At 71.2% G+C, this 26531-nt stretch carries 24 protein-coding genes and 3 pseudogenes; 14 read left to right on the forward strand and 13 right to left on the reverse strand.

The genetic code is table 11. The annotated features are described in order from the left end of the window. Window positions 1–134: 134 nt before the first annotated feature. Entirely contained in the window at window positions 135–422 is a 288-nt protein-coding gene (locus tag BG452_RS24105; protein WP_188306452.1) for a hypothetical protein, read from the forward strand. A gap of 287 nt (window positions 423–709) precedes the next feature. Here BG452_RS24105 and BG452_RS24110 read toward each other — a convergent pair whose 3' ends face one another. Then, on the reverse strand, window positions 710–1249 hold the full coding sequence (locus tag BG452_RS24110) for a hypothetical protein (protein ID WP_188306453.1): 540 nt from the start codon (window positions 1247–1249) through the stop codon (window positions 710–712). A 28-nt stretch (window positions 1250–1277) separates the two neighbouring features. Further along, on the reverse strand, window positions 1278–1991 hold the full coding sequence (locus tag BG452_RS24115) for an SDR family NAD(P)-dependent oxidoreductase (RefSeq protein ID WP_188306454.1): 714 nt from the start codon (window positions 1989–1991) through the stop codon (window positions 1278–1280). Between the two features lie 196 nt (window positions 1992–2187). Here BG452_RS24115 and BG452_RS45910 point away from each other — a divergent pair, with 196 nt between their 5' ends. The 5 genes from BG452_RS45910 (at window position 2188) to BG452_RS24135 (ending at window position 7468) form a co-directional block, all read left to right on the forward strand. After that, window positions 2188–2358, forward strand: coding sequence for a hypothetical protein (locus BG452_RS45910; protein WP_223242656.1), 171 nt, complete (start codon window positions 2188–2190; stop codon window positions 2356–2358). 6 nt (window positions 2359–2364) lie between these two features. Continuing rightward, the gene (locus tag BG452_RS45915; RefSeq protein ID WP_317621199.1) at window positions 2365–2700 is read left to right on the forward strand and encodes an MOSC domain-containing protein; all 336 of its coding nucleotides are present in this window, start codon (window positions 2365–2367) and stop codon (window positions 2698–2700) included. Window positions 2701–3061: 361 nt separating this feature from the next. Next, window positions 3062–3757: a type 1 glutamine amidotransferase domain-containing protein gene (locus tag BG452_RS24125; RefSeq protein WP_188306455.1), complete on the forward strand. Its 696-nt coding sequence runs from the start codon at window positions 3062–3064 to the stop codon at window positions 3755–3757. Between the two features lie 1290 nt (window positions 3758–5047). Beyond that, window positions 5048–5236, forward strand: coding sequence for a hypothetical protein (locus BG452_RS24130; protein WP_188306456.1), 189 nt, complete (start codon window positions 5048–5050; stop codon window positions 5234–5236). Between the two features lie 1449 nt (window positions 5237–6685). Beyond that, window positions 6686–7468, forward strand: a complete 783-nt coding sequence (locus BG452_RS24135; RefSeq protein ID WP_188306457.1) for an IS5 family transposase — start codon at window positions 6686–6688, stop codon at window positions 7466–7468. Here the strand turns inward: BG452_RS24135 and BG452_RS24140 are convergent. The 6 genes and pseudogenes from BG452_RS24140 to BG452_RS24165 all read right to left on the reverse strand — a co-directional run bounded on the left by BG452_RS24140 (window position 7434) and on the right by BG452_RS24165 (window position 11502). Beyond that, the gene (locus BG452_RS24140) at window positions 7434–7916 is read right to left on the reverse strand and encodes a hypothetical protein (protein WP_188306458.1); all 483 of its coding nucleotides are present in this window, start codon (window positions 7914–7916) and stop codon (window positions 7434–7436) included. The two genes, BG452_RS24135 and BG452_RS24140, sit on opposite strands and share 35 nt — an antisense overlap. 129 nt (window positions 7917–8045) lie before the next feature. Then, on the reverse strand, window positions 8046–8426 hold the full coding sequence (locus BG452_RS24145) for a hypothetical protein (protein ID WP_188306459.1): 381 nt from the start codon (window positions 8424–8426) through the stop codon (window positions 8046–8048). Window positions 8427–9170: 744 nt separating this feature from the next. Then, window positions 9171–9467, reverse strand: coding sequence for a hypothetical protein (locus tag BG452_RS24150; protein ID WP_188306460.1), 297 nt, complete (start codon window positions 9465–9467; stop codon window positions 9171–9173). 25 nt (window positions 9468–9492) lie between these two features. Next, window positions 9493–9631, reverse strand: a pseudogene (locus tag BG452_RS45920) (AAA family ATPase); the annotation flags it as partial. Between the two features lie 563 nt (window positions 9632–10194). Then, complete coding sequence (locus BG452_RS24160) at window positions 10195–10626, reverse strand: hypothetical protein (RefSeq protein WP_188306462.1); 432 nt, start codon at window positions 10624–10626, stop codon at window positions 10195–10197. 417 nt (window positions 10627–11043) lie between these two features. After that, window positions 11044–11502, reverse strand: coding sequence for a hypothetical protein (locus BG452_RS24165; RefSeq protein ID WP_188306463.1), 459 nt, complete (start codon window positions 11500–11502; stop codon window positions 11044–11046). 788 nt (window positions 11503–12290) lie between these two features. Here BG452_RS24165 and BG452_RS47230 point away from each other — a divergent pair. Next, the gene (locus BG452_RS47230) at window positions 12291–13091 is read left to right on the forward strand and encodes a helicase associated domain-containing protein (RefSeq protein WP_188306464.1); all 801 of its coding nucleotides are present in this window, start codon (window positions 12291–12293) and stop codon (window positions 13089–13091) included. Here BG452_RS47230 and BG452_RS24175 read toward each other — a convergent pair. Further along, complete coding sequence (locus BG452_RS24175) at window positions 13081–13383, reverse strand: peptidase inhibitor family I36 protein (protein ID WP_188306465.1); 303 nt, start codon at window positions 13381–13383, stop codon at window positions 13081–13083. The genes BG452_RS47230 and BG452_RS24175 overlap by 11 nt on opposite strands. Window positions 13384–14177: 794 nt before the next feature. On the opposite strand from BG452_RS24175, the gene BG452_RS24180 reads away from it, so the two are divergent. Then, the gene (locus BG452_RS24180; protein ID WP_188306466.1) at window positions 14178–14369 is read left to right on the forward strand and encodes a hypothetical protein; all 192 of its coding nucleotides are present in this window, start codon (window positions 14178–14180) and stop codon (window positions 14367–14369) included. Between the two features lie 468 nt (window positions 14370–14837). On the opposite strand, the pseudogene BG452_RS24185 reads toward BG452_RS24180, so the two are convergent. From BG452_RS24185 to BG452_RS24195, 3 genes and pseudogenes are all read right to left on the reverse strand, one after another. Continuing rightward, window positions 14838–15281, reverse strand: a pseudogene (locus tag BG452_RS24185) (IS982 family transposase); the annotation flags it as partial. A 49-nt stretch (window positions 15282–15330) separates the two neighbouring features. Beyond that, window positions 15331–15777: a hypothetical protein gene (locus BG452_RS24190; RefSeq protein WP_188306467.1), complete on the reverse strand. Its 447-nt coding sequence runs from the start codon at window positions 15775–15777 to the stop codon at window positions 15331–15333. Window positions 15778–15831: 54 nt separating this feature from the next. Next, window positions 15832–17049, reverse strand: a complete 1218-nt coding sequence (locus BG452_RS24195) for a PP2C family protein-serine/threonine phosphatase (RefSeq protein WP_317621200.1) — start codon at window positions 17047–17049, stop codon at window positions 15832–15834. Window positions 17050–17591: 542 nt separating this feature from the next. On the opposite strand from BG452_RS24195, the gene BG452_RS24200 reads away from it, so the two are divergent. After that, the gene (locus tag BG452_RS24200) at window positions 17592–18167 is read left to right on the forward strand and encodes a hypothetical protein (RefSeq protein ID WP_223242657.1); all 576 of its coding nucleotides are present in this window, start codon (window positions 17592–17594) and stop codon (window positions 18165–18167) included. Between the two features lie 491 nt (window positions 18168–18658). Here the strand turns inward: BG452_RS24200 and BG452_RS24205 are convergent, their stop codons facing one another. Next, a complete protein-coding gene (locus tag BG452_RS24205; protein ID WP_223242658.1) occupies window positions 18659–19903 on the reverse strand; it encodes a hypothetical protein in 1245 nt (414 codons plus the stop codon). 451 nt (window positions 19904–20354) lie between these two features. Here BG452_RS24205 and BG452_RS24210 point away from each other — a divergent pair. The 5 genes and pseudogenes from BG452_RS24210 to BG452_RS24230 all read left to right on the forward strand — a co-directional run. Continuing rightward, window positions 20355–20717 (forward strand): annotated as a pseudogene (locus tag BG452_RS24210) (hypothetical protein); the annotation flags it as partial. A gap of 227 nt (window positions 20718–20944) precedes the next feature. Further along, on the forward strand, window positions 20945–21598 hold the full coding sequence (locus BG452_RS24215) for a lysophospholipid acyltransferase family protein (RefSeq protein WP_188306468.1): 654 nt from the start codon (window positions 20945–20947) through the stop codon (window positions 21596–21598). Window positions 21599–21760: 162 nt separating this feature from the next. After that, a complete protein-coding gene (locus BG452_RS24220; RefSeq protein ID WP_188306469.1) occupies window positions 21761–22630 on the forward strand; it encodes an LLM class F420-dependent oxidoreductase in 870 nt (289 codons plus the stop codon). Window positions 22631–23132: 502 nt separating this feature from the next. Then, complete coding sequence (locus BG452_RS24225; protein WP_188306470.1) at window positions 23133–23972, forward strand: ABC transporter ATP-binding protein; 840 nt, start codon at window positions 23133–23135, stop codon at window positions 23970–23972. Beyond that, a partial coding sequence (locus tag BG452_RS24230) for an FtsX-like permease family protein (RefSeq protein ID WP_188306471.1) occupies window positions 23969–26531 on the forward strand: 2563 nt, incomplete at its 3' end. The genes BG452_RS24225 and BG452_RS24230, both read left to right, overlap by 4 nt.

Here is a 26531-nt window from a genome sequence, read left to right on the forward strand (position 1 = left end):
GCAAACTATCCGTTGAAGTAACACGTGCTGCCGGAGACGCCGGCCGCGCCGGTGTGCGTGCGGCCGGGCTGCGGGAAGCCGGTGCCGGTTGCCGAGTCTGGCCGGGGCCGGCCCACCCTCCACTGCTCCCGCTCGTGCAAGTCGAAGACGGCCCGCGCCAAGGCCAAGGCCAGGCCGCCGCCGAGGCGGCGGGCCGCACGGTCCCGGAGCAGCCGGCACCGGCGCCGGAGGGCGTCCGGGCCGCGATGCTGGGCCACCTCGCCGCCATGGAGAGCACAACCCGGGCCTTCTTCACCGCCGTGGACACCGACCCGGTGGCCGCGTACGAGGCGTTCTATCAGGAGTACCTGCGGCTGGACGCCCGGGTACGGGCGGCGGCGGCCGACGCCCGCGACGAGGTATTCACGGCATCACCCTCCTGACAGATTCGCGGGCTGTCGCCGCAAGTCACCGAACGCCGGCACTGGCCTGGGCCGCTCGGCCAGAATCGCGTTGTGAGGCGCCGTCAGGAGATGGGTAACGACTGGCGGACCTCGCGCACCCGTCGTGGCTGCGGGCGGCCGGTCCCTCGCGGACGAGGAAGGTCGGTCCGGCGGCAAGGTTGTACCGGGCGAGCGGCATTCGGGCACCGAGGTCCGGTCCAGTCCGGGCCCTATCGGTAAGTCATCTCGGCGGTGACGATCGGCACGCCGTCACCGCGGATCGCGGACTACAGTTGCCGCGAGAACACGGAAGCCCTGCTCAGCAACCAGAAAGCGCTGCTCGTGCCGACGCCGTAGGCGAGGTGGGCGGTCAGATCATCACCCAGCGTCTTCGCATCGTAGGTCCAGATGGGTTTGTAGAGTCCCGCGATCGGAAGTACCACGTATCCGCTGAGCCACACGAGCGCGCCGTACGGGAGCCCGTAGAGGACGTGGGGCTTGCGCAGCGAGGCGCTGACAATGCCGTAGAAGGCAGCGTTGCCTACTCCGTAGGCCCAGTGCATGAACGTGCTGACGGGGAACGCCGCGCCGTCCGGCAGCTCGCTCTGGGTGAAGGCCTCGGCCAGGCGCTTGGCGACCTGGCCGGGATCCGGCGCCTCCTGCCAGCTGCGAACCGGGGCGAACTCCCAATGCAGGGCGTTGTGTTCGCCGCCGGCTCGTCGCTGGCGCAGGAACCGCACGGTGTCCATGCAGACGGTGCCGATCACTCCCGCCGCCAGACCCGCACCGACGGCGCCGAGCGGAGTCAGCTGCTTGCGCGTGCGCATGAGTCGATCACTCCCGATCCCGGTTCTTTCAGAAGCCGGCGCTCTGGCCGCCGTCGACGTGCAGGATCTCGCCGGTGACGAACGAGGCCTGTTCGAGGTACATGACCGCCTCGACGACGTCCTCGATCTCGCCCATCCGCCCGAGCGGGTGCAGCGCGGCGAGCGTGCCGCCCGGGTCGTCCGGGTGCAGCGGAGTGCGGATGACGCCGAGTGAGACGGCGTTGGCGCGGATCCGGCGCGCCGCGTATTCGATGGCCAGTTCCTTCGTCGCTGCGGCCAGGCCGCCTTTGGTCAGCGAGGTGAGCGCCGCGGGTATGCGGGCGTTGGCGCGGTCGACCAGCGACGTCGACACGCACAGGACGTGCCCGCCATCGCCGCCGGCGATCATCGCAGGGATGGCGCTGCGCGTGACGTCGAAGAAGCCGCGCAGGTTGACGCCGGTCACCAGGTCGTAGTCGGCGTCGGTGTAGTCGGTGAACGGTTTCTCCATGTAGACGCCGGCGTTGTTCACCAGCGTGTCGATCCGACCGAAGCGATCCAGCGCCTGCTCGACGATCTGTGCACCGGTACCGGGCCGGCTCAGGTCGCCGGGCACGGCGAGCACGTCCGCATCGTGCGACGAGGGGATGGACCGCGCGGTCGCGACGACGGCGTACCCACGCCCGCGGTACGCGTCAGCGAGGGCCGCACCGATGCCTTGTGACGCACCGGTGACGATTGCCACCTTCTTCTCCGAGCTCATCGGCATGTCCAAGCTGAGGTGCTCACGCTGGAAGTCTCCGGCTCACGGCGGGCCACGCACGACGACTGCGCCCACCGGCTCTCACCCTACGTCCGGCCGAGCCCCGGCGCCCGCGTGGAGCTCATCGGGTACGGCCGGCGGCCGACCGCACGACGCTGGACGCACCGCCCTGCCGAGCGTGGGAGGAGCACAGGTCATGGCCGCTCTGATCGCCGTGAACGTCGGCACGCCGAGGGGCGTCCCCTGGCACGGCAGAACCACCCGCAGCGGCATCTGGAAGCACCCCGTCGCCGGGCCCGTGATGGCGCGCCGGGTCGACCCGGACGGCGACGGCCAAGGTGACCTTGCCGGGCACGCCGGCGAGTAGCGTGCCGTGCTGGTCCACCAGTTGAGCTCCTACCGCCATTGGCAGGACTCCCTGGAACGGAACGACTTCACGTACGGCCAGTTCGGCGAGAACCTCACCGTGGACCGACTCGCCGACGACGAGGTGTGCATCGGTGACCGCCACCAGATCGGCGGTGCGGTCGTCGAAGTCAACCAACCCCGGTTGACGTGCTACCGCGTGGGGTTGCGGCTCGGCGAGCCACAGATGGCCGCCCTGCTGCTGTCCCATCGGCACCCGGGCCCTCTCCATGCGGGTGCTGACCGAAGGGCGGGTGCGGGCCGGGGACAAGATCGTGAACTCTCCTCGGGTCTGAGGAGATGACCGTCGCGGAGATCGACGCGCTGCTCTACCTGCGGCCACGTCGAGTACGCCCCGCAGTCCCGGGACCCCCGCTGGAGGAAGCGCGCTCATCTGCTGTTCGACGCCCCCGGCCGCGGCCCGGCCGGCCGAGCCGACCGACGTGGTCCTGGACGTGTGACCGGATGCGTCCGCGGCCGAGGGTACCACCGCCGACGGCGCGAGACGAGTCCGAGTCCGCCGACGGAGCCGCGGGTTGCGTGCGGTCGGCGCAGCTGCCTAGCGTGGTTGTGGTGGGGAGAGAGATCACCGGCGGGGCGAGTCGGTTGCGTGGGGCATCCCGCCGAAACCACTCCTGGCATGCGCCCGAAAGGGGATTTCTGCCATGGCAAAGGTGCTCTTCATCGTCAGCGGAGCCACCTACTGGGTGTTGAAGGACGGCACGCGGCACGCGACCGGCTACTGGGCCGAGGAATTCGCGAACCCGTACAAGATCCTCACGGACGCCGGTCACGACGTCGTCGTCGCGACGCCGAACGGTGTGACTCCGACCGTCGACATGATGAGCCTGCGTCCCGAGATGGTCGGCGGAAACGACAGCGCCCTGGAGCTGGAGGCCGTCATCCGTTCCGCGGAGGTGATGCGTCGACCGCTGCAGCTGTCAGACGTGCGCCTGGAGGACTACGACGCGGTCTACCTGCCGGGCGGTCACGGTCCGATGGCAGACCTGGCGTGGGACGCCGACGTGGGGCGGCTGCTGACCCAGCAGTTGGCCTCGGGCAACCCGCTGTTCATCGTCTGTCACGGTCCCGCCGCGATGCTGGCCACCAGGATCCACGGTGAATCGCCGTTCAAGGGCCACAACATCACCTGCTTCACCGACGAGGAGGAGGATGGCGTCGGACTGGCCGCCAAGGCACCATGGCTGCTGGAGACCGACGTGAAGGCGAAGGTCGGGGTCAAGTTCAGTCGTGGTCCGGTCTGGGAGCCCTACATGGTCGAGGACCGAAACCTGGTGACCGGACAGAACCCGGCCTCGGCCGCGGTCCTCGGGAACCGGATGCTGGAGATCCTCAAGTGACGCAAGGTTCCACAGTCACACGATCTGGCGGCACCGAAACGGACATCACGTCACGTACCGCCCTCTCACACGAGTCCGGCGCCGCCCGAGCCCGTTCCCGTACGTCGTGGCGTTCGACCGCGGCCCCGAGTGCGGCGTCCGCGACTTCCAGTCACCCGCTGCGCCGACCAGTCCCTCACCCCGGCGAAGCCGCCCACGCCGACCACCGAGCAGTGGATGCGCTGACCTCCCACCAGCCGCCGGGAGGCCGCCGCCGGCGCTGACACCCTGGCAGGCCCCCGCGCTTCGTTCACCGGCCCAAGGGACTGCCGGGGTGCTGGCGCCGTCCGGGGTCCGGGAACGGCCCTTCCCGGGCTCCTGATGCAGCTCTCGCTGTGGCTCCTGATGTAGCTCCAGGTGTGACCTGTTGGTTGTGGCGGGCGTGGAATGGCCTTGGATGGCTGATTGTCTGGACCTTTGGTTGGACCTGCTGGGGTGCGGGCCAGGGTTTGCGCTGGCGGGGTTTGGCGACTGTGTGTGGTGGCTGGGTGGGGTTGCTGGGGGGTGGGCTCGGTGTTGCGGGTTGTTTTCGGGGGTGAATTCCGCCGGTAATTCAGTTTGGTTGTTTTGGCGGATTGGTTGTCGGGGGTGGTCTGAACTCGGGTCGGAATTGCGGTGGCTGGGGGTTGGTGTTCGGTTTGCTGTGGGTCGGGCCCAGTGTCGTCCGGGCCTGCTGCGCCCTGCTCGGCCGCCGCCGTCCCGGGGCCGTCGTCTGGGCCTCGTCCCGTCCGGTGTGGCTGTCGCAGCAGGCGGGCCCGGAGCGGCCGGTACCCAGCGGTCGGCGGCACCGGCCGCGGCCGACGCCTGGCGGTCCGGCAGCCCCCGGACGGCAGCCCGCCCCGCGGCTGCCGCGGGAGCCCGGTATGGCAGCACAGGAAAGGCACGGAGCGGAAGGGCGTTAGCCGGGCCGCGGGGCGGGTGCCGTCCGGGGGGCGCCGAACTGCCGGGGGTCGGCCGCTTGCCGGGGTTGCCGACCGCCGGGTGCCGGTGGTCCTGGCCGGCGTCCCGGGGGGCGCTGTCCGGGGTGGCCCGGTGCGGCGGGGCGTCGGCTGTTGTCGGGCCGGGCTTGTGCTGGTGGTGGTGCTCGGCGGCGGGGTGGCGGGGGTGCAACGCGGTGCAACGCTGGGGTGTACGGGGCTGTGTCGCGGGTCTGACCAGGCGTTATGTGGCCGGGAGCGGGGGCGGGTGGGCCCTCGTGACTTTGTCAGCGGCAAGGCCGAAAGTAGAGGTGTGGGGGTTTCGGCGAGCGAGATGATCATCATGGAATACAGCCGGAGCGAAGTCATTGCCACACTGCAGAGAGCCGGATACTCGGAGGAGGCGGAGGAAGCGCTGCACGAGCTGCCCGACCCCGTCGATCTGGACCGCCTCGTGGCCTGGGGCCAGGAGCACGGAATAACCAGAGACGGGCTCATCAGCCGGATGGGCGGCAGCCCCTGAGTGCGGAGTCAACCGATGTAGGGCTGCGCCCGCTCGGGCGTGTTGCGGTGCCGTGTTGCACCGGCTGCCCGCTCCGCCGGCCTCGGCGGGTCCCGCTGCTCGCCCGCGCCGCCCTGTGCCGCGCCCCGCCGCACCGCGTTGCTGCGCCCTGGTCGGCCGCCAGGCCGTCCCGCTGCGTCCGGTAGGCCCGGTGGGCCGCCGTCCAGGCCCGTGCCCTTGGAGGCCCTGGGGGCCGGTCCTGGCCGTCGTCCCGGCCGCCGTCCTGGCTGTCCCGGTCCCTTGGGCTGTCCGGCCGTCTCCGGGGTGCGTCCTGCCCGCCTCCCGCGGGGCTGCGCCCCGTCCTGGTCTATCCGGGCCGCCGTCCAGGCCCCGTCGTCCCTGGCTTGGTGTTCGGTTTGTTGGTGCTGCCGCGGGAATCGCGTTTGTTGACGTCGTGCGGGATTTTGCGGGCGCCCTGGATTGGCGGTCGTGGTGTCGGTGGTGAGGGCCGTAGGCCCATTTCCGGCTTATCTGAATGGGCTTTCTGCCCGCCGCGCCGAGCGGTGATTGTAGATTGCGGCCTGAAAGACAGGGGAAGGGAACTCGTATTCCCGCCGTGAGTGTCGCCGGATAGGGCCGGGGCGGACGGTTGCCGCGAGGTTGTTTGTCCCTGTCCGGCGCTCGTTTGCGGACCGGTGGCATAGAGCTGTACGTAACTCCGAAAACGCCCTGGAAGAACTGCCGGAATAGCTCCGGATAGCCGGTTTTGTTTCTCGGTTGAGGGCCCGTCAGGGACCGCCGTGCGGGCCGTTCGCGAGGGCCCGCCACCGGGGCCGGGGAGCCCCGAGCCGGGCAGGTGGCCCCGAGGCGCCTCCCGAGGGCCGCAGGCCCCTCTCCAAGGGCGTCGGATGGGCCAACATCCCAGCAACCACAAGGCGGATGATGAACGACGTTTGGGTTGCAGTGTCCGGGCGTCACGTGTTTTCAGTGATTGGTTCCGGTTTCGTGCTGGTCAGGGCTTGGTCTCGCTGAAGAGTGGTGGCGCCTTCGCGCCGAAGAGTGCTGTCGCAGATCGGTGAAACCGTGAGGACGTCCGCTGTAGCGGTGCGCCGGGCGGGCTGACCGGTGCAGTCCAGGAGGCCAGCACAACACCGGGCAGTGCCGCCAGTGCGCCGAACCGGCACGGTACCCAGGCCTGAGCGGCCGTTGCTCTATCGATCTTGGTGGGCGTGAGTTCGAGGCTGTCGACTCGGTTGGGTGATCTTCTGGTTGGCTGGGCATGAAAGTGGGGCCTCCCGCACAGCTCGTGGGTGTCGAATCCAATCGAGCAACAGGAGGCCCCTGGTGCTGCAGTCTTCCGTGCCCGCGTCGTTGTCGTCCAACTCCTCTGCTCCGTCGTGTGATTGCCTCGCTCATCGGTTCGGGAACGCCGGGGACCGGCCGCACAGGTGTCCGAGGTACCCCTCCGACATGAGCGACGCGGAGTGGGCCGTCGTGCGTGACGCGATGCCGGTGCCCGCCTGGTTGGAGGGAAGGGGCGGGAGGCCGGAGGGCTACTGCCGCCGGCAGCTGGTCGATGCTGTGCGCTACCTGGTCGCGGGCGGTATCGCCTGGAGGGCTGTGCCCGCGGACTTCCCCGCGTGGGACCGGGTCTACGCCTTCTTCCGGCGCTGGCGCGACAGGGGCCTGGTCGCCGAGTTCCACGACCGGCTGCGGGACCGGGTCCGCGAGGCCGCCGGCCGTGATCCGGAGCCGACCGCCGGGATCATCGACTCCCAGTCGGTGAAAGGGGCCGCGTCGGTGCCGGCCGCGAGCCGGGGATTCGACGGCTGCAAGAAGGTGAACGGCCGCAAGAGGCACATCGTGGTGGACACCCTGGGCCTGCTGCTGGTCGTGATGGTCACCGCCGCATCAGTCACCGACCGCGAGGCCGGCCGGACGCTGCTGGAACGGCTGCGCGAACGGTACTGGCGCATCACGCTGGTGTGGGCCGGCGGCGGCTACACCGGACGCCTGGTCGACATCGCCCGCGACATCCTGCGGATCGCACTGGCGGTGGTCAAACGCACCGACGACACCACCGGCTTCGTGGTGCTGCCCAAGAGGTGGCTGGTGGAACGGACGTTCGCGTGGCTGATGCACTCACGCCGCCTCGCCCGCGACTACGAAGGCCGAACCGACACCTCGGAAGCGATGATCCGCTGGTCGATGAGCATGGTCATGAGCCGCCGACTCGCCCGGCAAGCACGCTGAACATCCCCGGACGTTCCTCGGCCAGCCAGCCCCGCGCGGCCAGGCGCTTCACCTTCGACCGCACACCCCCGACCTTCGCCGCAACGACCTCCAGCCCGAGTGTCGCTGCGAGTTGCCGGCAGTCCATCACCTCCCGGCCGCCGGCCAGGACCTCCACGAGTCGCTGGTAGTCCGGCGCCAGCGAATCGAGAGCGAGGCCTTCCCTCCACGCGGGCACGACCGATCCGGGCACCGCTGCGGCGACGCGCGCCAGCCGTTCACCCGCAACCACGACCGGCGGCGCCTCCTCACCTGCGCGGGGTTCCGCCAGGACTTCGGCCACCGTCTCCCGGGCGATCACGAACCGCTCCCACGCGGCTTCCGCCTCCCGCAGCTCGGCCTTCAGAGCCTCCACCCGCTGCCGAGCGACACGCTCGCGCTCCTCCAGCAGCCCCATCACCGACGGCATCCAGCACCTCCACCGAAGAGACGACACAACACCCCGTCTCTGCCCGCCGAGGCACCGGCACTATGCCTGACCAGCGAAAACGCACCCATGACTCTCGGAAAGACAACGGCCTCTAAGGTGAGTTGAGCCCTACCAGTGAGGGCTGGGCGGGCAAGGCCCTGAGAACCGGATGCCGTCCGTCAGTGCGACGTGGAACCGCAGCCCGTGCGCTGGGGCGACACTGAACAGCAGGTCTGCGGTGGAGGCTCCCAGGAGGAGGACCGAGGCGAGCAGGCTTCCGGCAACGATCGGGGCCCAGCAGCGCTGCCGGAGGAAGAACCGCGGCAGCCAGAAGCCGCCCACGAACACGCCGCTGTAGACCACCAGGTAGAAGAGGCCGGTGAACAGCGGGGTGATGAAGTCCGGATCGGGTCCGGGATCGTACTCTCCGGGTCCGGGCGGGGGGCACAGGGTGTCCGGGATCTGGATGTGGACCGTGTACAGGGCGGCCAGTCCAGCGGCCAGCCCCACGACAACGGGCAGGCAACCGAGCCCGATGCCCTCAACCAGCCCAGTCTTCGCCTCACCAGCATGGTCCAAAGACATCAATCCCCCGCTCTCGTCGCCGCAGGCTCCGAGACGGCGAAAGCACTGTCCACGGTTCCGACCTCGAAATCCGACTGCCGCCCGCAGCGATCGGCACCCGTTCTTCACCGCACCTCAGCGTGGCCTGGCCAGGCCGCCACCATCCGGTGGCGGCCGCCGTTGAACCGCACAGCCGAGAAAAGGGGAGGCACCAACATGCCGGAATCCGTGAGGCCGGTCCCGTCCTACGCCCGGTGGGGCGAGGTACCCGACCATCTGCGAACCAGGACCCAGCTCGCCGCGCTGGACCTGCCGCGCCAGGCGGCCGGCCCGGTCCGCGCCACCATCGAGACCCGCAACCCCGGCACCGGACGGAAGGGCGAATTCGACCTGTACGACGTGCGCGAGTCCGTCCCGACCGCGGCCACCGCCGCGCAGCTCCTCGCGGCCGGCGCGCGCCGTACCACAAACACCCGGACCTGCGAGGACTGCGGCGCCCACCCCGAAACCCCCACCACCCCGGGCGCCGACGGCCGGGCCCTGTGCGGCACCTGCGCCCACATCACCCGCCTGCGCATCCGTCAGGCCGAGATCCGCGCCGCGGCCCAGGACGTCGCCGAGACCGCCGCCCGCCTCCTGGCCGACGAGCACCTGGCCGTCCTCCAGATCGACTACACCCCTGGCGAGTCCTCAGGGCTGGTCGTCGCTTTCACCGAGGACCCAGGCGAGAGCGTGGGCGCCACCGGTGGCGAAGCGGCGGACGCCGCCGTGGCGCTTCTCGTGGATGGCCATCGTGCGCGCGGCGCGTTCCTCGGCCCTGATGAGGATGTCGTCCGGTCGCGCCAGGGCGGCGACGCCGGTGATGGGGCTGTGGGAGCAGTGGCCGGCGACCCATTCGTAGGCCGCCAGCGCGGTCCGTTCCTCGGCGAACAGTGGGCCCGGCACGCTGTCGAGGCGGGCGGCGGCCGTCTCGACAGCGTCGAGCATGCGGGCCCCGGCCCGGGCGCGCTGGTCAGCGGGCGGCATTGTGCTCGGCCTCGGTGGCCTGGAGGCGGAAGGACTCGGTGCCGGTCTCGATCAGGGTGAAGCGGAAGGTCAGCCGGTCGGCGATGGCCGCGCAGAGCGGGGCCGGTGAAGGTCTTGTCCCGGCCGGCGGCCTGCTCGACGGCGGCGGCCCGCTCCAGCACCATGCGGTGCCGCTCCTGCGCCTGCCGGGCCGCCAGCTCGCGCACCCACCCCGCCGCCACACGGCCCACCTCGCCCGCCTCAGCGAGCAACACGTTCACCGCGTACTCCCGCTCCCGCTGCTCCTGGTCCTCGGCCACTGGCTCGCCCACCACCGGCAGGACGGTCACGTTCGTCATGCCCGGTGAACTCGCCAGCACCATCAAGGTCACGTACGCTCGGTGAGTTTCGCCCCCTCAAGGTACCGCTTTCGCCCCGCCAAACCTTTCGCCGACGGGTCCTGCCGGCCTGGGTCATGCCTGTGCGGGTTGTAGGGGTTGTGGCCCGCTGGCTGCCGGTGAGTTCCGCCCCGCACGGCTGGTGAGTTTCGCCTCGCCGATACTCCCCGTCACAGGTCAGAGCCTGTGCGATCCCCGTCGCACCCTGCGAGCCCGTCCTGTCCGGCCGTCCTGCAGAACGGCCGGCCGGTTGCAGCGCTGCACGATGGTGGCGCTGCAACCGGCTGCTACCCGTGCAGCGCTGCACGCTGCTACCCGTGCAGCGCGGTGCAGCGATGCGCCCCGCCGAACCGCCAGCCGCTCAGCTTCTCCACGTCGGGGCTGACAGCGAAGGCGTGGCCGGCCGCGTAAAGGCCATAGAGCTCGACCATGCCCTCGGCCCGCCACGGGTCCCAGCCCGCGTCGAGCATCCCGGCCAGGGCATACCATCTTCGGATGGTGGCCGGGAGGGTTCGGTGCTGGAGCTGACCGAGCAGGCTGACCCGAACCGGCTGGAGTGCCCGCAGTGCGAGCAGACCCACACCGAGAAGAACCTGGGTCCGCTGGTGCTGCCCGCCCCGACCAAGCGGGAGCTGATGGCCGCGCTGGACGAGGTCCTCGATGCGGGTGGCGCCGGCGGGGATGGCGGCGAGCATCTCGGCGACGGCGGGGTTCTCCTCGGCGGCCAGCCGTAGGTCCGTCACCGCCGAGCGCACTCCGCGCTGTGCCGACCAGGACCGCCAGCAGGCGCGGGAACGCCCTCCATCGCCGCCCCCACGCCCGAGCCGAGCCGTCCTCGCCCGTCTGCTCGCAGACCCGGGCGCAGGCCGCCAGCTGCGCCGCGGTCTGCTGGTCTCCGGTGCCGGCGGTGTAGGCGTGATGGGCGGCGGGCCGGGCTGGTGGACGTCCGGTACATCGCACGGGGTCTGCCCCATACCTACAGGATTCGCTTGGACCGCAGTGGGTCGTGGCGGTGCTGGCCGGCATCTGCGGCTGGCGACCCCGACTACCGACCCGGGGGGGTGGTGGTATTGGCTTCTTTACGAAAATCGCCGAGCCGAGCCGCGAGTTCAGCGCTCCGCGCTGTCGCTGAGCGGCGGCGCGGAGCCCTGAGGCCCGTCTCAGGTGCCGGTGTTCCACAGGGGCTGGTGGCCGGCGCCGTAGATGACGAGGTTGCCGTCCTGCTGGAACTTGAGGGTCGCGCCCGAGTTGCCGTAGGTGCCCGAGGCCCACAGCGCCGGGCTGCCGCCGTACCCGTAGATGACGAGGTTGCCGTCGGGCTGGAACTTGGCGGTCGCGCCGGAGTGGTTCCAGGTGCCCGAGGACCAGATCGGGGTGGCGGTGTTGTTGTAGATGACGAGGTTGCCGTCGTTCTGCATGGCAAGCTCGTAGTTGGTGACGCAGATGGTCTCGCCGGGGGCGGTTCCGAAGCCCCCGTTGAAGGTCCAGTCGTCGTTGTAGTTGGTGTACTGGCACTGGTACGGGAATGGGTATCCGGCGTGCGCCGCGGGCGCGACGGTCATCGCGGCGGCGCTCGCGACGGTCACGAGGCCTGCGGCCAGGGTCTTACGTATGCGCATGAGATTTCTCCGAGATCACGTAGCAGAGGGCAGTTCCGTGATCGTATAGAGGCACCTGATAGCCCCGCTCCGTTGATCCGAAAAAAAGTCAGCCTCAGTCACGGCATGTAGTGATCCGCTCGGCCTGAGCGCGAGTACGGCTCTACCCGGCTCTGAGCTGGATCCAACGCCGTTCCACGGAGCTCCCACCAAACAGTGATCTTGGTCGTGACAGGTGTTTGCGCATGCATGTGCTAGCTGGCGGCCTTTGTGGCCCCGGCTGGGTGGGCGGGTGACGGCCCGGCCCCGGGTTTGGCTGGGTGGTGCGTCGTTGGACCCGGGCATGGATGAGTTCGGGTTCGGCCGGGGTGGAGGTGTGCCCGAAGCTGGGTGCCGGTTTGCTCGGCTGCGAGGAGTGCGCGCGGACGTTGCTGATGTTCCGCCTGCTGGCCGGGCTGGGGGTGTCGGCGGCGCCGGGAGCGTGTCCGGCCTGCGGCACGTTCACGAGCGATGTCGCCGCCGCCGGGCGTGATGCCGCCTGCCCGACCGAGTGGTTGCCCGCGTACAGGGGCCCAGGCTGTTCGGTCGGGGGTTCGGTTCGGGGTTCGGTTCGGCGCCCGGCTCCGGTCCCGCTTGCTCGGCTGTTTGCGCTGGTGGGGCGCGCCGAGACAGCGTCTCACCAGGCCGGCTTACCTTCCTGGGTCCCTGCCTGGTGGTGGTTGTGGTGGGGGTGGGCGGGGCGTTGGTCGGTGTGTCCGGTCGCTGCACTGTGCCTTTTTCTCTGTGTCCGGCTGGTCCCGGCCGCGTTGGTGGGTGAGGGCGGAGGCCGCCTCGGGAGAGGCATCGGCGGCGGATGGGGTGAGGCCGCCGAGGCCGGTGAGGGCGAGCAGCAGCCGGCCCCGGTCGAGTCGCCGATCGAGTGGCTGCGGATCAACGCGAAGCAGCACGCCGCCCGGATCCTCCAGACCGTCAAGCTCCGCGCGTTCAACCTGCGCGCGGTCGAGTGGCAGCGCATGCACGCCGTCGCGGCGGTCTTCCACCTCCAACACGGCCACCTCGACCCCACCGACAAGACCAAGCACGCCGAGCTGATCTCCTGGCTCACCCGCCAGCGCCACCTCCACGGCCAACACCTGCTCGACCCCGCGCGGATCTCCGAGCTGGACGCGCTCGGCATGATCTGGTCCAAGCACGCCAACGCCTGGGAACGCGGCCACGCCTACGCCGCCGCCTTCCACCACCAGCACGGCCACCTCGCGATCCCAGCCACCGCGAAGCTCGACGACTACGCGGTGGGGGCGTGGATGCGCCGCCAGCGCAAGGCCGCAGGCCTCACCGCGGACCAGGTCGCCAAGCTGGACGCGCTGGACGAGCTCCGGCGCCTGGAGCCGGACTGGAACCGCTCCTACCGCCGTCTGCTCGCCTACCTCACCGCCGGCGGCACCCTGACCGACGCAGCCAACCGCACCGGCGGCGAGGCTGACCCCACCTTCCGCCCCGGCACCTGGCTGCGCAAGCAGGAAAAGGCCCGCACCGACGGCAAGCTGACCGACTACCAGGCCGCGCTTCTGGACGCGCTCACCCGGCACGCCGAGACCGTCACCGGCTGACCCGCCCCGCAAGACCCAGCCGTCCCGGCCCAGCAGGCCGGGACGGCCGCCCGCATAGGAACATGTTGTTATACACCGATTGCGCATCTTGGTACAGGCCCTGTATGGCCTGGTCGTAATAGGTGGTGACCTTACCGGTGTAGTTCGGGCCTGAGTAAAAGCACAACATGAGGACGGGGCAGTTGCTCGGCGCCGTCTTCTCGGACTTCGGGGTGGCCTGGGCGGCGGGCGTGGCGGTGAGACTGGCAGCGAGGATTGTGGCTGCGAGCACGGCGCGGATCTTGGCTTTCACGCTGGCTCCTTCCCTCAGGCGTAGGCAGGGCTCAGCACAGGTGTCTGCGGCCGGGTGGTGGTTGCCTGGCAGGCCCGAGAAGGCTCTGTGCGAGGGGCGGCAGCGGCCCCTTCGGTTGAAGCACCGGGGTGTTTTGGCTTCCTGACTTCGACGGTAGGGGCCCCTTTATTGGAGACCGCAACTTAGGGCTTGCAGAGAAGTAATCCATCGCTTCCCATTCTTGAGGCCATCATTGTGCTAGGAGTGCGACGGAGGGGCCTGAGGGGTCGTTGGCGGTGAAGTTCGGTGCGCTCCTCCCACACCTGAATGTGCGTCAGCGACGCCTGGTGATGGGGGCGGAGGCCAGGGCGATCGGCCACGGGGAAATCAAGGGCGATCCGCCTGCTGCGGCCCTCCTGAACGTGCCGCCCAGAGCCGTACACCGCCACGCCCGCGGCTCCCGCTGGCCCGCCGGCCGCAAGCTGCGTCAGGCGGTGAACCGGACGCAGGAGGAGTTCTGCCCCGTGCGCCTGGCCGAGCGGGCAGCCAAGCAGGCCCGCGCGGAAGCGGCGGATGCCCGGCGCCGAGCCGCGCGCGGAGCCACGGAGAGCAGTAGCTCACCCCCACCGTGGCGGACAGCCCTCCGGAGGCGAACGCGACTGCGGCTATGGCGTCCCCCGCACACACTCCCTCGAACGGTTGGTCCCACCTCGCAGCGGCGTCAACTGCGATGAAGATGAGACGTAACAGACAGTCGCAGGGAAAGGAAGGCGAGCAGCCTTGCGCGAGCACCCGAGCAGAGAGACGGTGCAGTGATGGCCGACAAGCCGAACGACCTGATGGGCATCCTGACCTTGGATGAGACGATCCAGCAGCTGCAGAAGATCCGGGAGACCAGGGCCGGCACCTCGCAGATCTGGATGGAGCATCCGCAAGGCCTCAAAGCGTGCATCAGAATCTGGGACGACGGCGGAGCCATCTGTTTCATGTTCGACAACAAGGATTGATGACCGCCGGTTGGCCGGGCCGGTGTCGGGCGCCGCAGCGGCGTGTGCCGTGGCTGGGGGGCACGGGTCGTCTCGACCCTTGAGGACCGGGACGACCAGTAGCGGGAGCGGTCAGCCGGTGGTGAGCTGCTTCGGGTCTCGCCCACAGGCCCGGAGGCCGCTTCTGGGGCTGGCACCATGGTGACCGCCAGAATGATCAGTCTCGCTGGGCTTCGCGGGACGCGGGCTGGCCGGCCCTGCGGGACTGGCGGCGGGTGATACGCCTGGTCATGAGGGTGATCGCGGCCCAGGTGATCAGTGACTCGGAGTGTTGGACCAGCCTGGACGGTGTGGGACACCCCGGCCTGCCGACGCTCCTTCGGCCACTTCGACGAGGTCCACCGCGCGCTTTTCAGCGACGAGTAGGTCAGACCGATGTCCTCGGTCAGCCGGAACAGCGAGTCCTTCACCGTGAACAGCTCGTCGGCCCAGGCGCAGGCCCCAGAAGAAGCGGGAGTGGGAGGCGCAGTAGCCGTAGCCGGCCCAGCCGGCCATGCTCGACCGCTGGACGGTCGGGCGGGACATTCCGCAGGGCACCGGGGTCGAGTCGGCGATCCATACGGTGTCGGTCCAGAAGTCGGTGTCCATGGCGAGTTCGCGGATCATGCGCTTGAGCAGCGGCAACGCTGACTTCAACCGCTTGCTGTAGCCCGCTCGTTGGGGCAGGTAGGGGAACATGTCGGACAGGTTCTTGCGGGCATAGCGCAGCCAGCGGGCCTCGGAGTGGTAGCCGAGCAGGGCCTGGGCGACCGCGAGACAGACGAGTTCGGAGTCGCTGAGCAGGGGCGGTCGTCCCATCCAACGGGTTCCTCCGATCTCGTCGTCGATCTTCACGTAAAGTGCGGTCAAGAGGGTGTTCAGGTCGGTCGTCACAAACTGATCTTGGACACCCTCTGCCCTTTGGCGGGCCAGAACTTCGGATCTACTCGTCTAGTTTCGCACCCGTCAAACTCCGCCGAGACGGGTCAGCTGTCGCGGTGAGGGCTTGCGGCCAGTGCCAGAGCAGTAGGTGCGCACCGAGGCCCCAGGTGAGGAGGAACAGCGGGGTCAGGATCACCGCCTGGATCCTCCACAGTTCCAGGAACACCCCGGCCAGGCCGCTGGCCAGCAGCGCCGTGCCCGCTGTGACCAGCAGGCTGATCCGGAACGTCGCGGCCCACGGGGTGGACGGCGGGTCACTCCGGTGCTTCTGCTGGATGATTTCGGCTACCCGCCCTCGCCAGGAACGCAGTTCCACGGTCGAGCCGACGTCCACCGCCTCGTAGAACGACCTATCGACCTTGTAGGTGCGGGCTGGCGTGTTCTCCCGCAGGACGGTGAGGCGGTATGAAGCCGTGTCGATGTTGGTGTCCACCCACTTCTTCGTCACCCGGCCGCTCTCGGACCGAGGTCTGGTTTGTGGCCGGCGCCCGTTCGGGTGGGGTCAGCGGTTGGGGTGCCATTCGGTGAGGAGGACGGCGGCGTCGTCGCGTAGGTGCTGGTTCTGGTGCTGGATGATCTGCTGGATCAGGCGGCGTAGGGCCTCGGGTGCGGGGAGGCCGTCGGCCATGGCGCGCACGATGGTGTGGGCCAGGCGTTCTTCGCCGAACAGTTCGCCGCCGGCGGAGCGGGCCTCGGTGACTCCGTCGGTGAACAGCAGCACGCGGTCTCGGGGTTGGAGCTGCAGGGTGTGGATCTGCGGTGGGGGGTGGGAGCCGCCCAGGCCCAGTGGCAGGTGCGGGGTGCGGTGGAGCGCGCCGGGCACGACGTGGTGGTCGCGGATCAGCAGCGGCGCCGGGTGGCCGCAGTTGATCCAGTGGAGGCGGCCGGTAGCGGTGTCGAGGTCGGCGATGACGCAGGTCAGCAGGCGTTCGGGGATCCAGCGCTCCAGGGTCTGGTCGATCTGGTCGGCGATGTCGGTCAGGCTGGCGCCCGCGCGGCGGGTGGAGCGGCATGCCGCCAGCGCCACGGCGCTGCAGCCGCCGGAGGCCAGGTCGTGGCCCATGGCGTCGAGCAGGGTCAGGTGCAGGCGGGTGCCGGCCAGGCTGTGGTCGAAGGCGTCACCGGCGACCTCGTAGGCCGGCTCCAGCAAGGCGGTGGAGGTCACCACAGAGGTCCCGATCGTGCGAGGTGGTACGAACGCCCACAGCAGTTCCGCCTGCAGCGTCATCGGCCGGGTGCGCATCGTCTGGGCCAGGACGTCGCTGTAGGGCTGCTTGGTCGCCACGATCATGGCGGCCAGTGAGGCGAGAGCGGTGCACCGCTTCAGCAGCGGCTCGTCGAGGACAGGCGCGGCCACCCGCAGAACACCGACGCGGCCGACACCGTCCACCAGGGGAAGCCACCCCACCCGGTCGGCACGGGCGCGGGCCGCGGCGAGCTGCACCGCCTGCGTGCGGTATGCACGCCCGGCGAGCGAGGTGTCAACGGACAGCTTCTCCAGCTCCACCGGCACGCCGGCGGCGATTTCCAGTGCCTGAGCGGGGGTGGGCAGGGCGACCAGGTGGTGCTGCTGCACGTCCGCGACGTAGATCTGTGCCTGGGACAGTCCCAGGCGGCGCCCGGCGTCCTCCACCAGCTCGGGGATCTCACGGGGGGCAAGGCGGTGACAGGCGGCCAGCATGTCGGCGAGGATTTCCCCGAGACCGTCCTGGACTGACACGAGCACCGGCCCCTTCCCCGTCCGCGCCGGACAGGGACCGGCGATCCCCTCATCATCGCGCCACCCAGCTGACGGCGTCTCAACGACGCGCGGCGTCAGCCGCGGACCATGGCCGTGCCGGCGCCCTCGCTCCGGAGCACACCGCCGCCGGTGGTGCCCGCGCTTGGGGGGATTCGGCCCGGGCACCACCGTCCTGCGCCTCACAGGCACCCGGTTCAACGAGCCGGGCCGTGGCCCGTCACCGCCCGGCGTCCCGCCGAGTCCACTGCCACCGGTGCGCGCCGGACAGCGGGCCGTTGTCTGCACGCCGGTCGCGAATACGGCTGCCGGCAGCCTGTGGATCACGACAACGCGGCGGCTGGTGGAGTGGTCAGAGCATCACACGGCCGAACTCGCCACCTCCGCTTACTTTCCTGGGCCCGTCTGGCGGTGGCCGTGTGGGTGGGTTGGGGTGTTCCCGGCGCACGCCAGCTCACGTGGGTCGGTTCGCGCGCGGGCGTCACCCGTTCAGGTATATATCCGTTGCGCGTAGGGGCTCTGCCTTGGCGGTGGCACATCCCACTGGCATTTGTGGAGGCATCATGCCAGCTCTGCGTACCGGCTTTGCCGCTCTCACCGCGGCCGTGCTCATGGGCGCTACGACCGTGGCGGTCCAGACCAGCGTCACCGCGGCTGAGGCGGCGCCTGCGCCGGCCCGGGGAATCGCCCACCTCAACACGGTGGTCGACCTGCCGCCCGGTGTGTGGACCGACACCCCGCTGGAGGTCACCCTTCCCCGGGCCGGGACCCACGAACTCGACGCGAACGTCCGCGGTCGCCTGGCGGGCGTTCCCCCGGTCAACACCTTCATCACCGCCCGGCTGTGGGATGTCACCTCGGGTACCGCCGTTGCGGAGAGCGAGCGGCTCGTCTACCAGGTCATCGACCTGAACCCCGGCAACGCGCAGGCCGGCGGTAACGCGACCGCACCGATCAGCGAGCTGATCCGGGTGAACAAGCCGACCACGATCCGGCTGCAAGGAACCCGAACCGACGCGGTCGGAACAGCGCTCGTCGCCCAGATCTACGACGACAACGCCGGCCACACGTCGCTGCGCTTCGATCGGGTCGGCCCCTGAGGTTCGAACGGGCCGGGGAGGCCGGCGCCGACCGGCACCTGATCACGCCGCCCGACTAACCCGCCGCCCCGCCTGCCAATACCAAGAGGCCGCCACCCCCGCAGGGATGGCGGCCTCACGTGCTTTCCCAGGGCCGCGGCAGCCTACCGCTGGGCGTGGCAGTCGCCGCGCCCCGGCCGGGGTCCGGTTCGTGCTTCGGCAGGCTGCCGGGCGGGGGTCGGTCCGCAGTTCGGTTCGGCGTTCGACTCCAACCCCCGCCTGCCACCTGTTGTCTTCTGTGCCACCGCCACCACCAACGACGAACTCACCGACGCAGCAAACGGGCGACCCGGCAGGCAGGGGCCCCGAAAGGCAAGTGCGGTGGTGAGTCGCAGGCAGCGGCACACAGGCACCCGGATCTCGAACATTGCACCCCTGGAACTGGGGTGTTGCAACGATCCCTAGAACCCAAGCACGCCGCAGGGCCAGAATCCAAGGCCTTCACGAGTCTTCTAGGCAGACAGCCGCTCCAGGAGCCACTTGCCGTGTTCGGGGGTCATGTGGATGTGTCCCTCGTTGGTACTGGCGCACTGGAACTCGTCGAGCTCGCTCTCGCTCGGCGGCAGGTTGTCGACGTTGGTGTACAGGCCGTCGTTGGTGCCGATGTCGCGGATCGCCACGGCACTGACCGTCGGAATGAAGCAGGTGTCGGGGTAGAAGAGCTCGGTGTTGCCGTTGACCGCCTGGTTCAGCGCGTCAGCGATGAGTTTGAAGGTGGACAACTGTCCTCCGGGCGCGCCGTCGCCCTCGGGGAACCCGTCGGTGTAGACGTCCTTCGAGACCAGCAGGATCGACCTCAGCTCGGCCACCAACTGATGCGCGCTGCTTGCCTGGATGTAGAGGGCCGTGTTGTCGAACAAGACGTCGGTGCAGCGCAGCGCCGCGTCGCCCGGGACGTCCTGGTTGCCGGTTCCGTTGCCCGCTCCGTTGGCCACGCCGATCTTGCGCGGCCGGCTCGGCCACGACCCGACTCTTCTCAGCTCGGCGAGGAACTCGGTGCGCAACGGGTCCTCGGCGGGTTTGCCCTCGACCGTCTCGATATGGCGCCACAGCATCTGGCGTGCGGCAGGGCTGTTGACCTGGTCGGAGAACGCCGAGTTCAATTCCTTGCTGTAGTGCGCGAACGCCTGAACCGAGATGGGAATCCAGGCACCGCCGTGAGGCGTGTCATAGCTGAAGTAGGTGGCCGTCTGGTGGTCCTCGCCCTCGAACTCCATCTTGGCCAGGGCGTACCGGGTGATGAGGCCGCCCATGCTGTAGCCCCCGACCACCAGACCCCCATTCCTGTCCGGCTGGTTGCGGATGGTCTTCAAGATCGCCTCGATCGCGACCTCGGCATTGTCCAGGATCGATGCACTTCGCTCGGCGTAGCCGATGATGACCAGGCTCCTGCCGCGGGCCAGCAGCTCGCTGAAGAATGGGAAACCCTGGCCGTTCCACCCGTCCCAGATGTGGTCCAACAGGCTGGGGCCGCTGTCGAACCCGTCGGAAAGGACCAGAGGCCGAACCAGGCCACCGTTTCCCGCCCCGTAGTAGACCCACGCCCAACCTCCGTCGAGGTCCCAGGTCTCGTCGGGCCCAGGCGCGGCGGCTACGGGCGGCGCCGGCAGGGGCGATACGAGTCCCATACTGCCGATGGCCTGTGCCGCTCGAGCGAGGTGCTGATCGTTGTGTGATGTTCCGCCTGGCTGGCTCATGCTGCGCCTTTCCACATGTGTGTGTAGTCCTCGCGCAGTGTTCCCACGTCGTGAGGGAACCAGCTGCCTCTTGACCGGATGCGCTCATCCGGCAGACACGGGCCCTGGCCGCCGGACGCGACGCTAGGCGCAGGAGATCTACTCATCAGACGAGCTGAGCTGACGGAGGGCGGAGGAGCCGACTTCTACAGCTCGTGAGCTGGCGCCAGGCCTGAACCGACTTTCACCCCTGGCGCAATCCTCTGATTCGCGCGGGAGAGTTCGGCTACCCTCGCGACCTGTGCCGGGGAGTTTCGGGGAAGGGGCGGTGAGTTTCGCCCCGGGGCGTTGGTGAGTTTGCCCGCGCCGGGCCCGCTCGCCCCGGCTAGTGCCGCATCAGGCAAGGTTTGCCCCGTCGTGACGTATCGCCCGGTTGCTGTGCCGGGCGGTAGCGGACCGTCAGAGTGATCACGTGACTGAACGCGTGCAGGTTCGTGAGGTCGATGACGACGAGGGAAGACGGCTGCTGCGGATCGTCCGCTGTGGCACTGGGTCGGTGGTGACCTGGCGGCGGGCCCAGATGGTGCTGCTGTTCGCCCCGCGCATGCCCGTGGCGAAGATCGCCGAGGTGACGTTCACCAGCGTGGACCGGGTCCGCGAGCACAACTTCAACGCCGACGGCTTCGACTCGCTCTACCCGACATACAAGGGCGGACGGCCGAGCATGTCCACGCTGCCCGAGCGCCGCGAGATCAGGAAGATCGCCAAGTCCAAGCCGGCTGAGCACGGCCTGCCGTGCTCGACCTGGAGTCTGGCCAAGCTGGCCGACTTCCTCCGCCGTCGCCACTCCACGCTCTGTTAACTCAGCCCGATCCAGCCCGAACAGCAGACAGCGGTGTCCCGTATCACCCTCGTAGGAGACGGGTGTGAGCACGTTCCCGTACGGCTTCGACGCGGCGACGCCCCGATTCCCGGGCCGGCCTGAGTACCCCTACTCAGGCGCCCGCCCCCGCCGGTCCCCGAAGATGGCGCCACCACCTGCCCCAGGCACCGAGGAACGCCATGCTCAGCTCCACCGCCCACGCCCTGGTCCCCCTCCTGGGCCGCCTGACCGTCACCTCCGAAACACCCGGCCCCGTCGCCCCCGGCAGCATCGTCGCCGCCAACCACACCTCGCTCGCCGACCCCGCCGTCGTCCTCGCCGCCCTGCACCGCCTGGGCACCCGGCCCGTGGTGCTGGCCACCGCCGGCCTGTGGCGCATCCCCCTGCTCGGCACCGCTTTGCGCCGCGGCGGGCACGTCCCCGTCCACCGCGGGAGCGCGCACGCCGCCACCGCCCTCGACGCGGCCGCCACCGCCCTCGCCGACGGCCGCGTCGTCCTCATCTACGGCGAAGGCGGCCTGCCCCGGCACCGCGGCCCCCACGACGGGGAACCCCGCCCCTTCCGCACCGGTCTGGCCCGCCTGGCCGCCGCCACCGGCGCCCCCGTCGTCCCCCTCGGCCAGTACGGCGCCCGCCGCCTCAGCTCGGGCAGCGCCGCCAAACAACTCGCGGGCCTGGCCACCGCACCGCTGCGCCGCCCCGCCCTGCACGTCCACCTCGGCGCCCCGCTCCACCTGGACGGCGACATCCCCACGGCGACGGAGAGCGCCCACCGCGCCGTCACCGACGCCTGGCGCACCGCCCGCCGACACCACCCCGCCACGACCGGGTGAGGACCCCCGCCGCGCTCCCACGGCCGCAGGGGCCCGGCGCCCAGGTTCGTCACCCCGCGTCGACACCCGGTTCGACACCCCGCGTCGACGCCCCGGTCCCGGGCGCGCCGCGGCGCCCGCGCCCGCACCCCGCCGCCTAGGGTCGACGCCAGGAGGTGGAGCATGCGGGTGGGCCTGCACGCGCTCGGCATCGGTGACGGCGCCCGGCCGGAGGTGATCCGGGCCGTGGCGGTGGCGGCCGAGGCACACGGCTTCGCGCGGCTGTGGTGCGGCGAGCACGTGGTCCTCGTCGACGAGCCCGACTCCCGCTACCCCTACTCCGCGGACGGCCGGATCGCCGTCCCCGCGGACGCGGACTGGCTGGACCCGCTGCTCGCCCTGGGCTTCGCCGCGGCCGTCACCAGCCGGATCGAACTCGCCACCGGCGTGCTCCTGCTGCCCGAGCACAACCCCGTCGTGGTCGCCAAGCAGGCCGCCACCCTCGACGTCCTGTCCGCCGGCCGCTTCGGCCTCGGCGTCGGAGTCGGCTGGTCGGCCGAGGAGTTCGCCGCGCTCGGCGTCCCCTTCGCCGCACGCGGCCGCCGCACCGACGAGTACCTCGCCGCGATCCGCACCCTCTGGGCCGACGACCCGGCCTCCTTCGCGGGGGAGTTCACCCGCTTCGACGCGATCCGGGTCAACCCCAAGCCGCTGCGCGGCGCGCGGCTGCCGGTCCTGGTCGGCGGGAACGGCGACGCCGCGCTGCGCCGTGCGGCGGCCCTCGCCGACGGCTGGTACGGCTTCAACGTGCCCGTGGCCGACATCGCGGCACGCGTCGCCGTCCTGGCCGACGCGTGCGCCCGCCGCGGCCGCGTCCTCGGGGACCTCACGGTCGCCGTCGCGCCGAGCGACGCCACCCCGGAAGACCTGCCCGGGCTCGCCGCGGCGGGCGTCACCGAACTCGTCGTCGTCGCCGCGCCCCCGGCGGCTCCCGGCGAGGCCGCCACCTGGGTCGCCGAACTCGCCCGCAGGTGGATCCGCCCGGGTGGATGACCCGCGCGCACCGCCCGCCACCTCCTGCCGACCAGGGCGCCGCGCCCCCGGAGCCACCTCACCGCCACGGCGTCCTCCGGTGGCGCAGCTGGTTCGTGCACCCGATGGCCGGACGGGGGCCGACCCCGCACAGCGTCACCAACCACCATCGAGAACGTGGACGGCAACCACGTCATCCAGGACCTCGACGGCGGGGTCCGGGCCAAGTCCGCTTTCCGGCAACGAAGTCGATCGGGCGTCGGCGGTGCCGACCGCCGCCGCGCCCCGCCCCGGGGGCCGAACCGCGCTCGTTCCACCCGCCGGCCGCGAGCCGGTACACCGTCAAGTCCGCTCAGGTGCCGAAGCCTTCACGCACACCGCCGTCCCCGTCGACACCCCGACCGCCGGGCTCCGACCGGTGGGGATACCCCCACCCCCACCCCACCAGCGGCCACCATGGTTCGCCTGCACCCGACCTCCTAGCGTGGATCACACCGACGACTCCATGCAGGAAGGCCCCACGATGGCACGCCGCTCGCCCGAGCCCCGCACGATCCCGAACGACCCGACCGCGGCCCCCGCCATCCACCTGCGCGGCGTCCACCGCACCTACCGCAGCGGACGCACCGCGGTCCACGCCCTGCGCGGCATCGACCTCGCCCTCGCGCACGGCACCTTCACCGCCGTGATGGGCCCCTCCGGGTCCGGCAAGTCCACCTTCCTCCAGTGCGCCGCGGGCCTGGAGCGCCCGGACTCCGGCGAGATCCGCCTCGGCGGCCAGGACATCACCGGCCTCAACGAGAACCAGCTCACCAGGCTGCGCCGCACCCGGATCGGCTTCGTCTTCCAGTCCTTCAACCTGCTCCCCTCGCTCACCGTCGAGCAGAACGTGCTGCTGCCGCTGCGCCTGGCCGGCCGGCGCCAGGACACCCGGCAGGCCCGGGAACTGCTCGCCCAGGTCGGCCTGGGCGAGCACCACGCCCGGCGCCCCGGCCAGCTCTCCGGCGGCCAGCAGCAGCGCGTGGCCATCGCCCGGGCGCTGATCACCCGCCCCGACGTGGTCTTCGCCGACGAGCCCACCGGCGCGCTGGACACCCGCACCGCCCACGAGGTGCTCGGCCTGCTGCGGCACGCGGTGGACGCCCTGGGCGCCACCGTCGTCATGGTGACCCACGACCCGGTGGCGGCCTCGGCCGCCGACCAGACCCTCTTCCTCCTCGACGGCACGCTCGCCGACCGGCTGGAGCGCCCCACCCCGCAGGCCGTCGCCGACCACCTGGCCGCACTGACCGCCCGCACCGCCCAGCCCGCCCCGACGGCCCTGACCGCCCGCCAGGCCGCCCCGCTGGGAGCCACGGCATGACCAACGGCCTGGCCCGCGCCTCGATCCGGTTCCGACCCGCGTCCTTCGCCGGCACCCTGATCGCCCTGCTCCTCGGCTCCGCCGTCATCACCGCCTGCGGCCTGCTCCTGCAGACCGGCCTGACCGCCAAGCTCCCACCCGCCCGGTACGCGAACACACCCGTCCTCGTCGCCGGCGACACCACCGTCCGCACCACGTTCACGGCCGGCGGGGAGACCTCCGAGGCCCAGAGCACCCCGCTGTCCGAACGCGCCCGCCTGGACGCCACGACCGTCGCCGCGATCGCCGCCCTGCCCGGCGTCGCCGCAGCCCGCCCGGACAGCGCCTTCCCCCTCCCCGCCGCCGACGGCCACCCCGCCCTCACCGGCCGCGACTTCGCCGCCCTCGGCATCGCCGGCCCCGCCGACCGCCTCCTCGAAGGCCACCCGCCCGGCCCCGACGAAGTGGTCCTGGACACCGACACCGCGCACGCCGCCCACCTCGCACCCGGCGCCGGCCTCACCCTCACCGCCCCCGGCGCCACCGCGACCTACCGCCTCGCCGGCCTGGCCGCCGCCCAACCCACCGGCCCCACCGCCTGGTTCGCCGCCCCCACCGCCGACCGCCTCGGCGGCCACCCCGGCCTGATCGACGCGATCGCCGTACAGCCGCGCCCCGGCACCAGCACCACCGACCTCGCCGCCCAGGTCCGCCAGGCCGTCGGAACCGGCGCCGACGTCCTCACCGGCGACGACCGCGCCGCCGCCGAACAGCCCTCCCTCGGCCTGGCCCGCGAACTCCTCTACGCCGTCGGCGGCAGCTTCGGCGCCTACGCCGCCATGACCGCGATCTTCGTCGTCCTGAGCACCGTCGCACTCGCCACCGGCCAGCGCGCCCGCGAGTTCGCCCTGCTGCGCGCCATCGGCGCCACCCCGCGACAGATCCGCCGCACCATCGCCACCGAGGCCGTGCTCGTCGCCCCCCTCGCCGCCGCCCTCGGCATCCTGCCCGGACTCGCCTTCGCCCGCTGGTGGTTCGACGCACTGGTCTCACGCGGCGCGATCCCGGCCGGCATCCACCTCGACATCGGCCCGCTGCCGATGCTCGCCGCCGTCCTCACCTGCACCCTGTCCGCACTGACCGCCGGCTTCCTGGCCGCCCGCCGCCCCTCCAGGCTGCGCCCGGGCCAGGCACTGGGCCAGGCCGCCGTCGAACCCGGCCTGCCCGGCGTGGTGCGCACCGCGTTCGGCCTGCTCCTGGCCGCCGGCGGCGTGACCACCGCCGTCCTCAGCTCCGCCCTGGACGGCTCGAAGGCCGCCGCCAGCGCCCAGGGCACCGTCATCTGCTTCATGATCGCCGTCGCCCTGCTCGGCCCCTGGGTGGCCCGCCTGGCCTCCGCCGCCCTGGGCCCGGCCCTGCGCACCGGCGGCGCACCCGGCTCCCTGGCCGCCGACCACACTCGGGCCAACGCCCGCCGCCTGGCCTCCGCGATCACCCCGATCGTCCTGGTCACCGCGTTCTGCGGCACCCTGCTCTTCATCCAGAGCACGATCAGCCACGTCAGCGGCGAGAACGTGCGCAGCGGCATCACCGCCGAGCACGTCCTCGCCCCCGCCGACCACAGCCCCGGCCTGCCCCCCGGCACCGCCCGACGGGCGGCCGGCGTAGCGGGCGTGGACGCCGCGGTGGGCGTCCTGCGCACCTCGGTGCTCTACACCAGCAGCAAGGCCATCGGCACCGCCACCGCGCTGGGCGTCGACGGCGACCCGGCGGCACTGTCCAAGGTGCTCGACCTCGGGGTGCGGCAGGGCTCGCTCGCCGACCTCGGCCGCACCGCCGACACCGTCGCGCTGGACACCGGCCTGGCCGACGCGATGGACGCCCAGGTCGGCGACCGGGTGCCGATCTGGCTCGGCGACGGCACCACCGCGCACCCCACCGTGGTCGCCACCTACGAGCGCGGGCTCGGCTTCGGCCGGGCCCTGCTGCCGCGGGCCGCCGTGGCCGCCCACGTCAGCGCCGGCTACGACAGCCAGGTCCTGGTCACCGACCGCCCGGACGCGGACCGCGCCGCCGTGGCCGCCCAGCTGCGCGCGCTGGCCGACGGCGCCACCGTCACCGACCGGGCCGCCTTCATCGCCCACGCGGACCTGATGACCGAACTCAACGCCTGGGCCAACACCGTGATGGCCGCCGTCCTCGGCGGCTTCGCCGCGATCACCGCCGCCAACACCCTGGTCATGACCGCACTCGACCGGCGCCGCGAGGTCGCGCTGCTGCGCCTGGCCGGCACCACCCGGCGCCAGGTGCGCTCGATGATGCGCTGGGAGGCCCTGCTGGTCGCCGCCACCGGCCTGGCGATCGGCGCGGTCATCTCCTGGCTCACCCTCGTGCCGGTCACCCGGGCCGTCGCGGGCACCTCGCCGTACGTCCCGCCGGGCCTGGCGCTCCCGCTCGCCGCCGGCGCCGTGCTGCTCTGCCTCGCCGCGACCGGCCTGCCCACCCGGGCCCTGCTGCGCGGCCGCCCGGCGGCGGCGGGCGGCGGCCCCGCGTCGCGCCCGCCCGGGCCCTGCGGCACGC

This window comes from Streptomyces sp. CBMA123 (genome assembly GCF_014596465.1).
Classification (GTDB): Bacteria; Actinomycetota; Actinomycetes; order Streptomycetales; family Streptomycetaceae; genus Kitasatospora.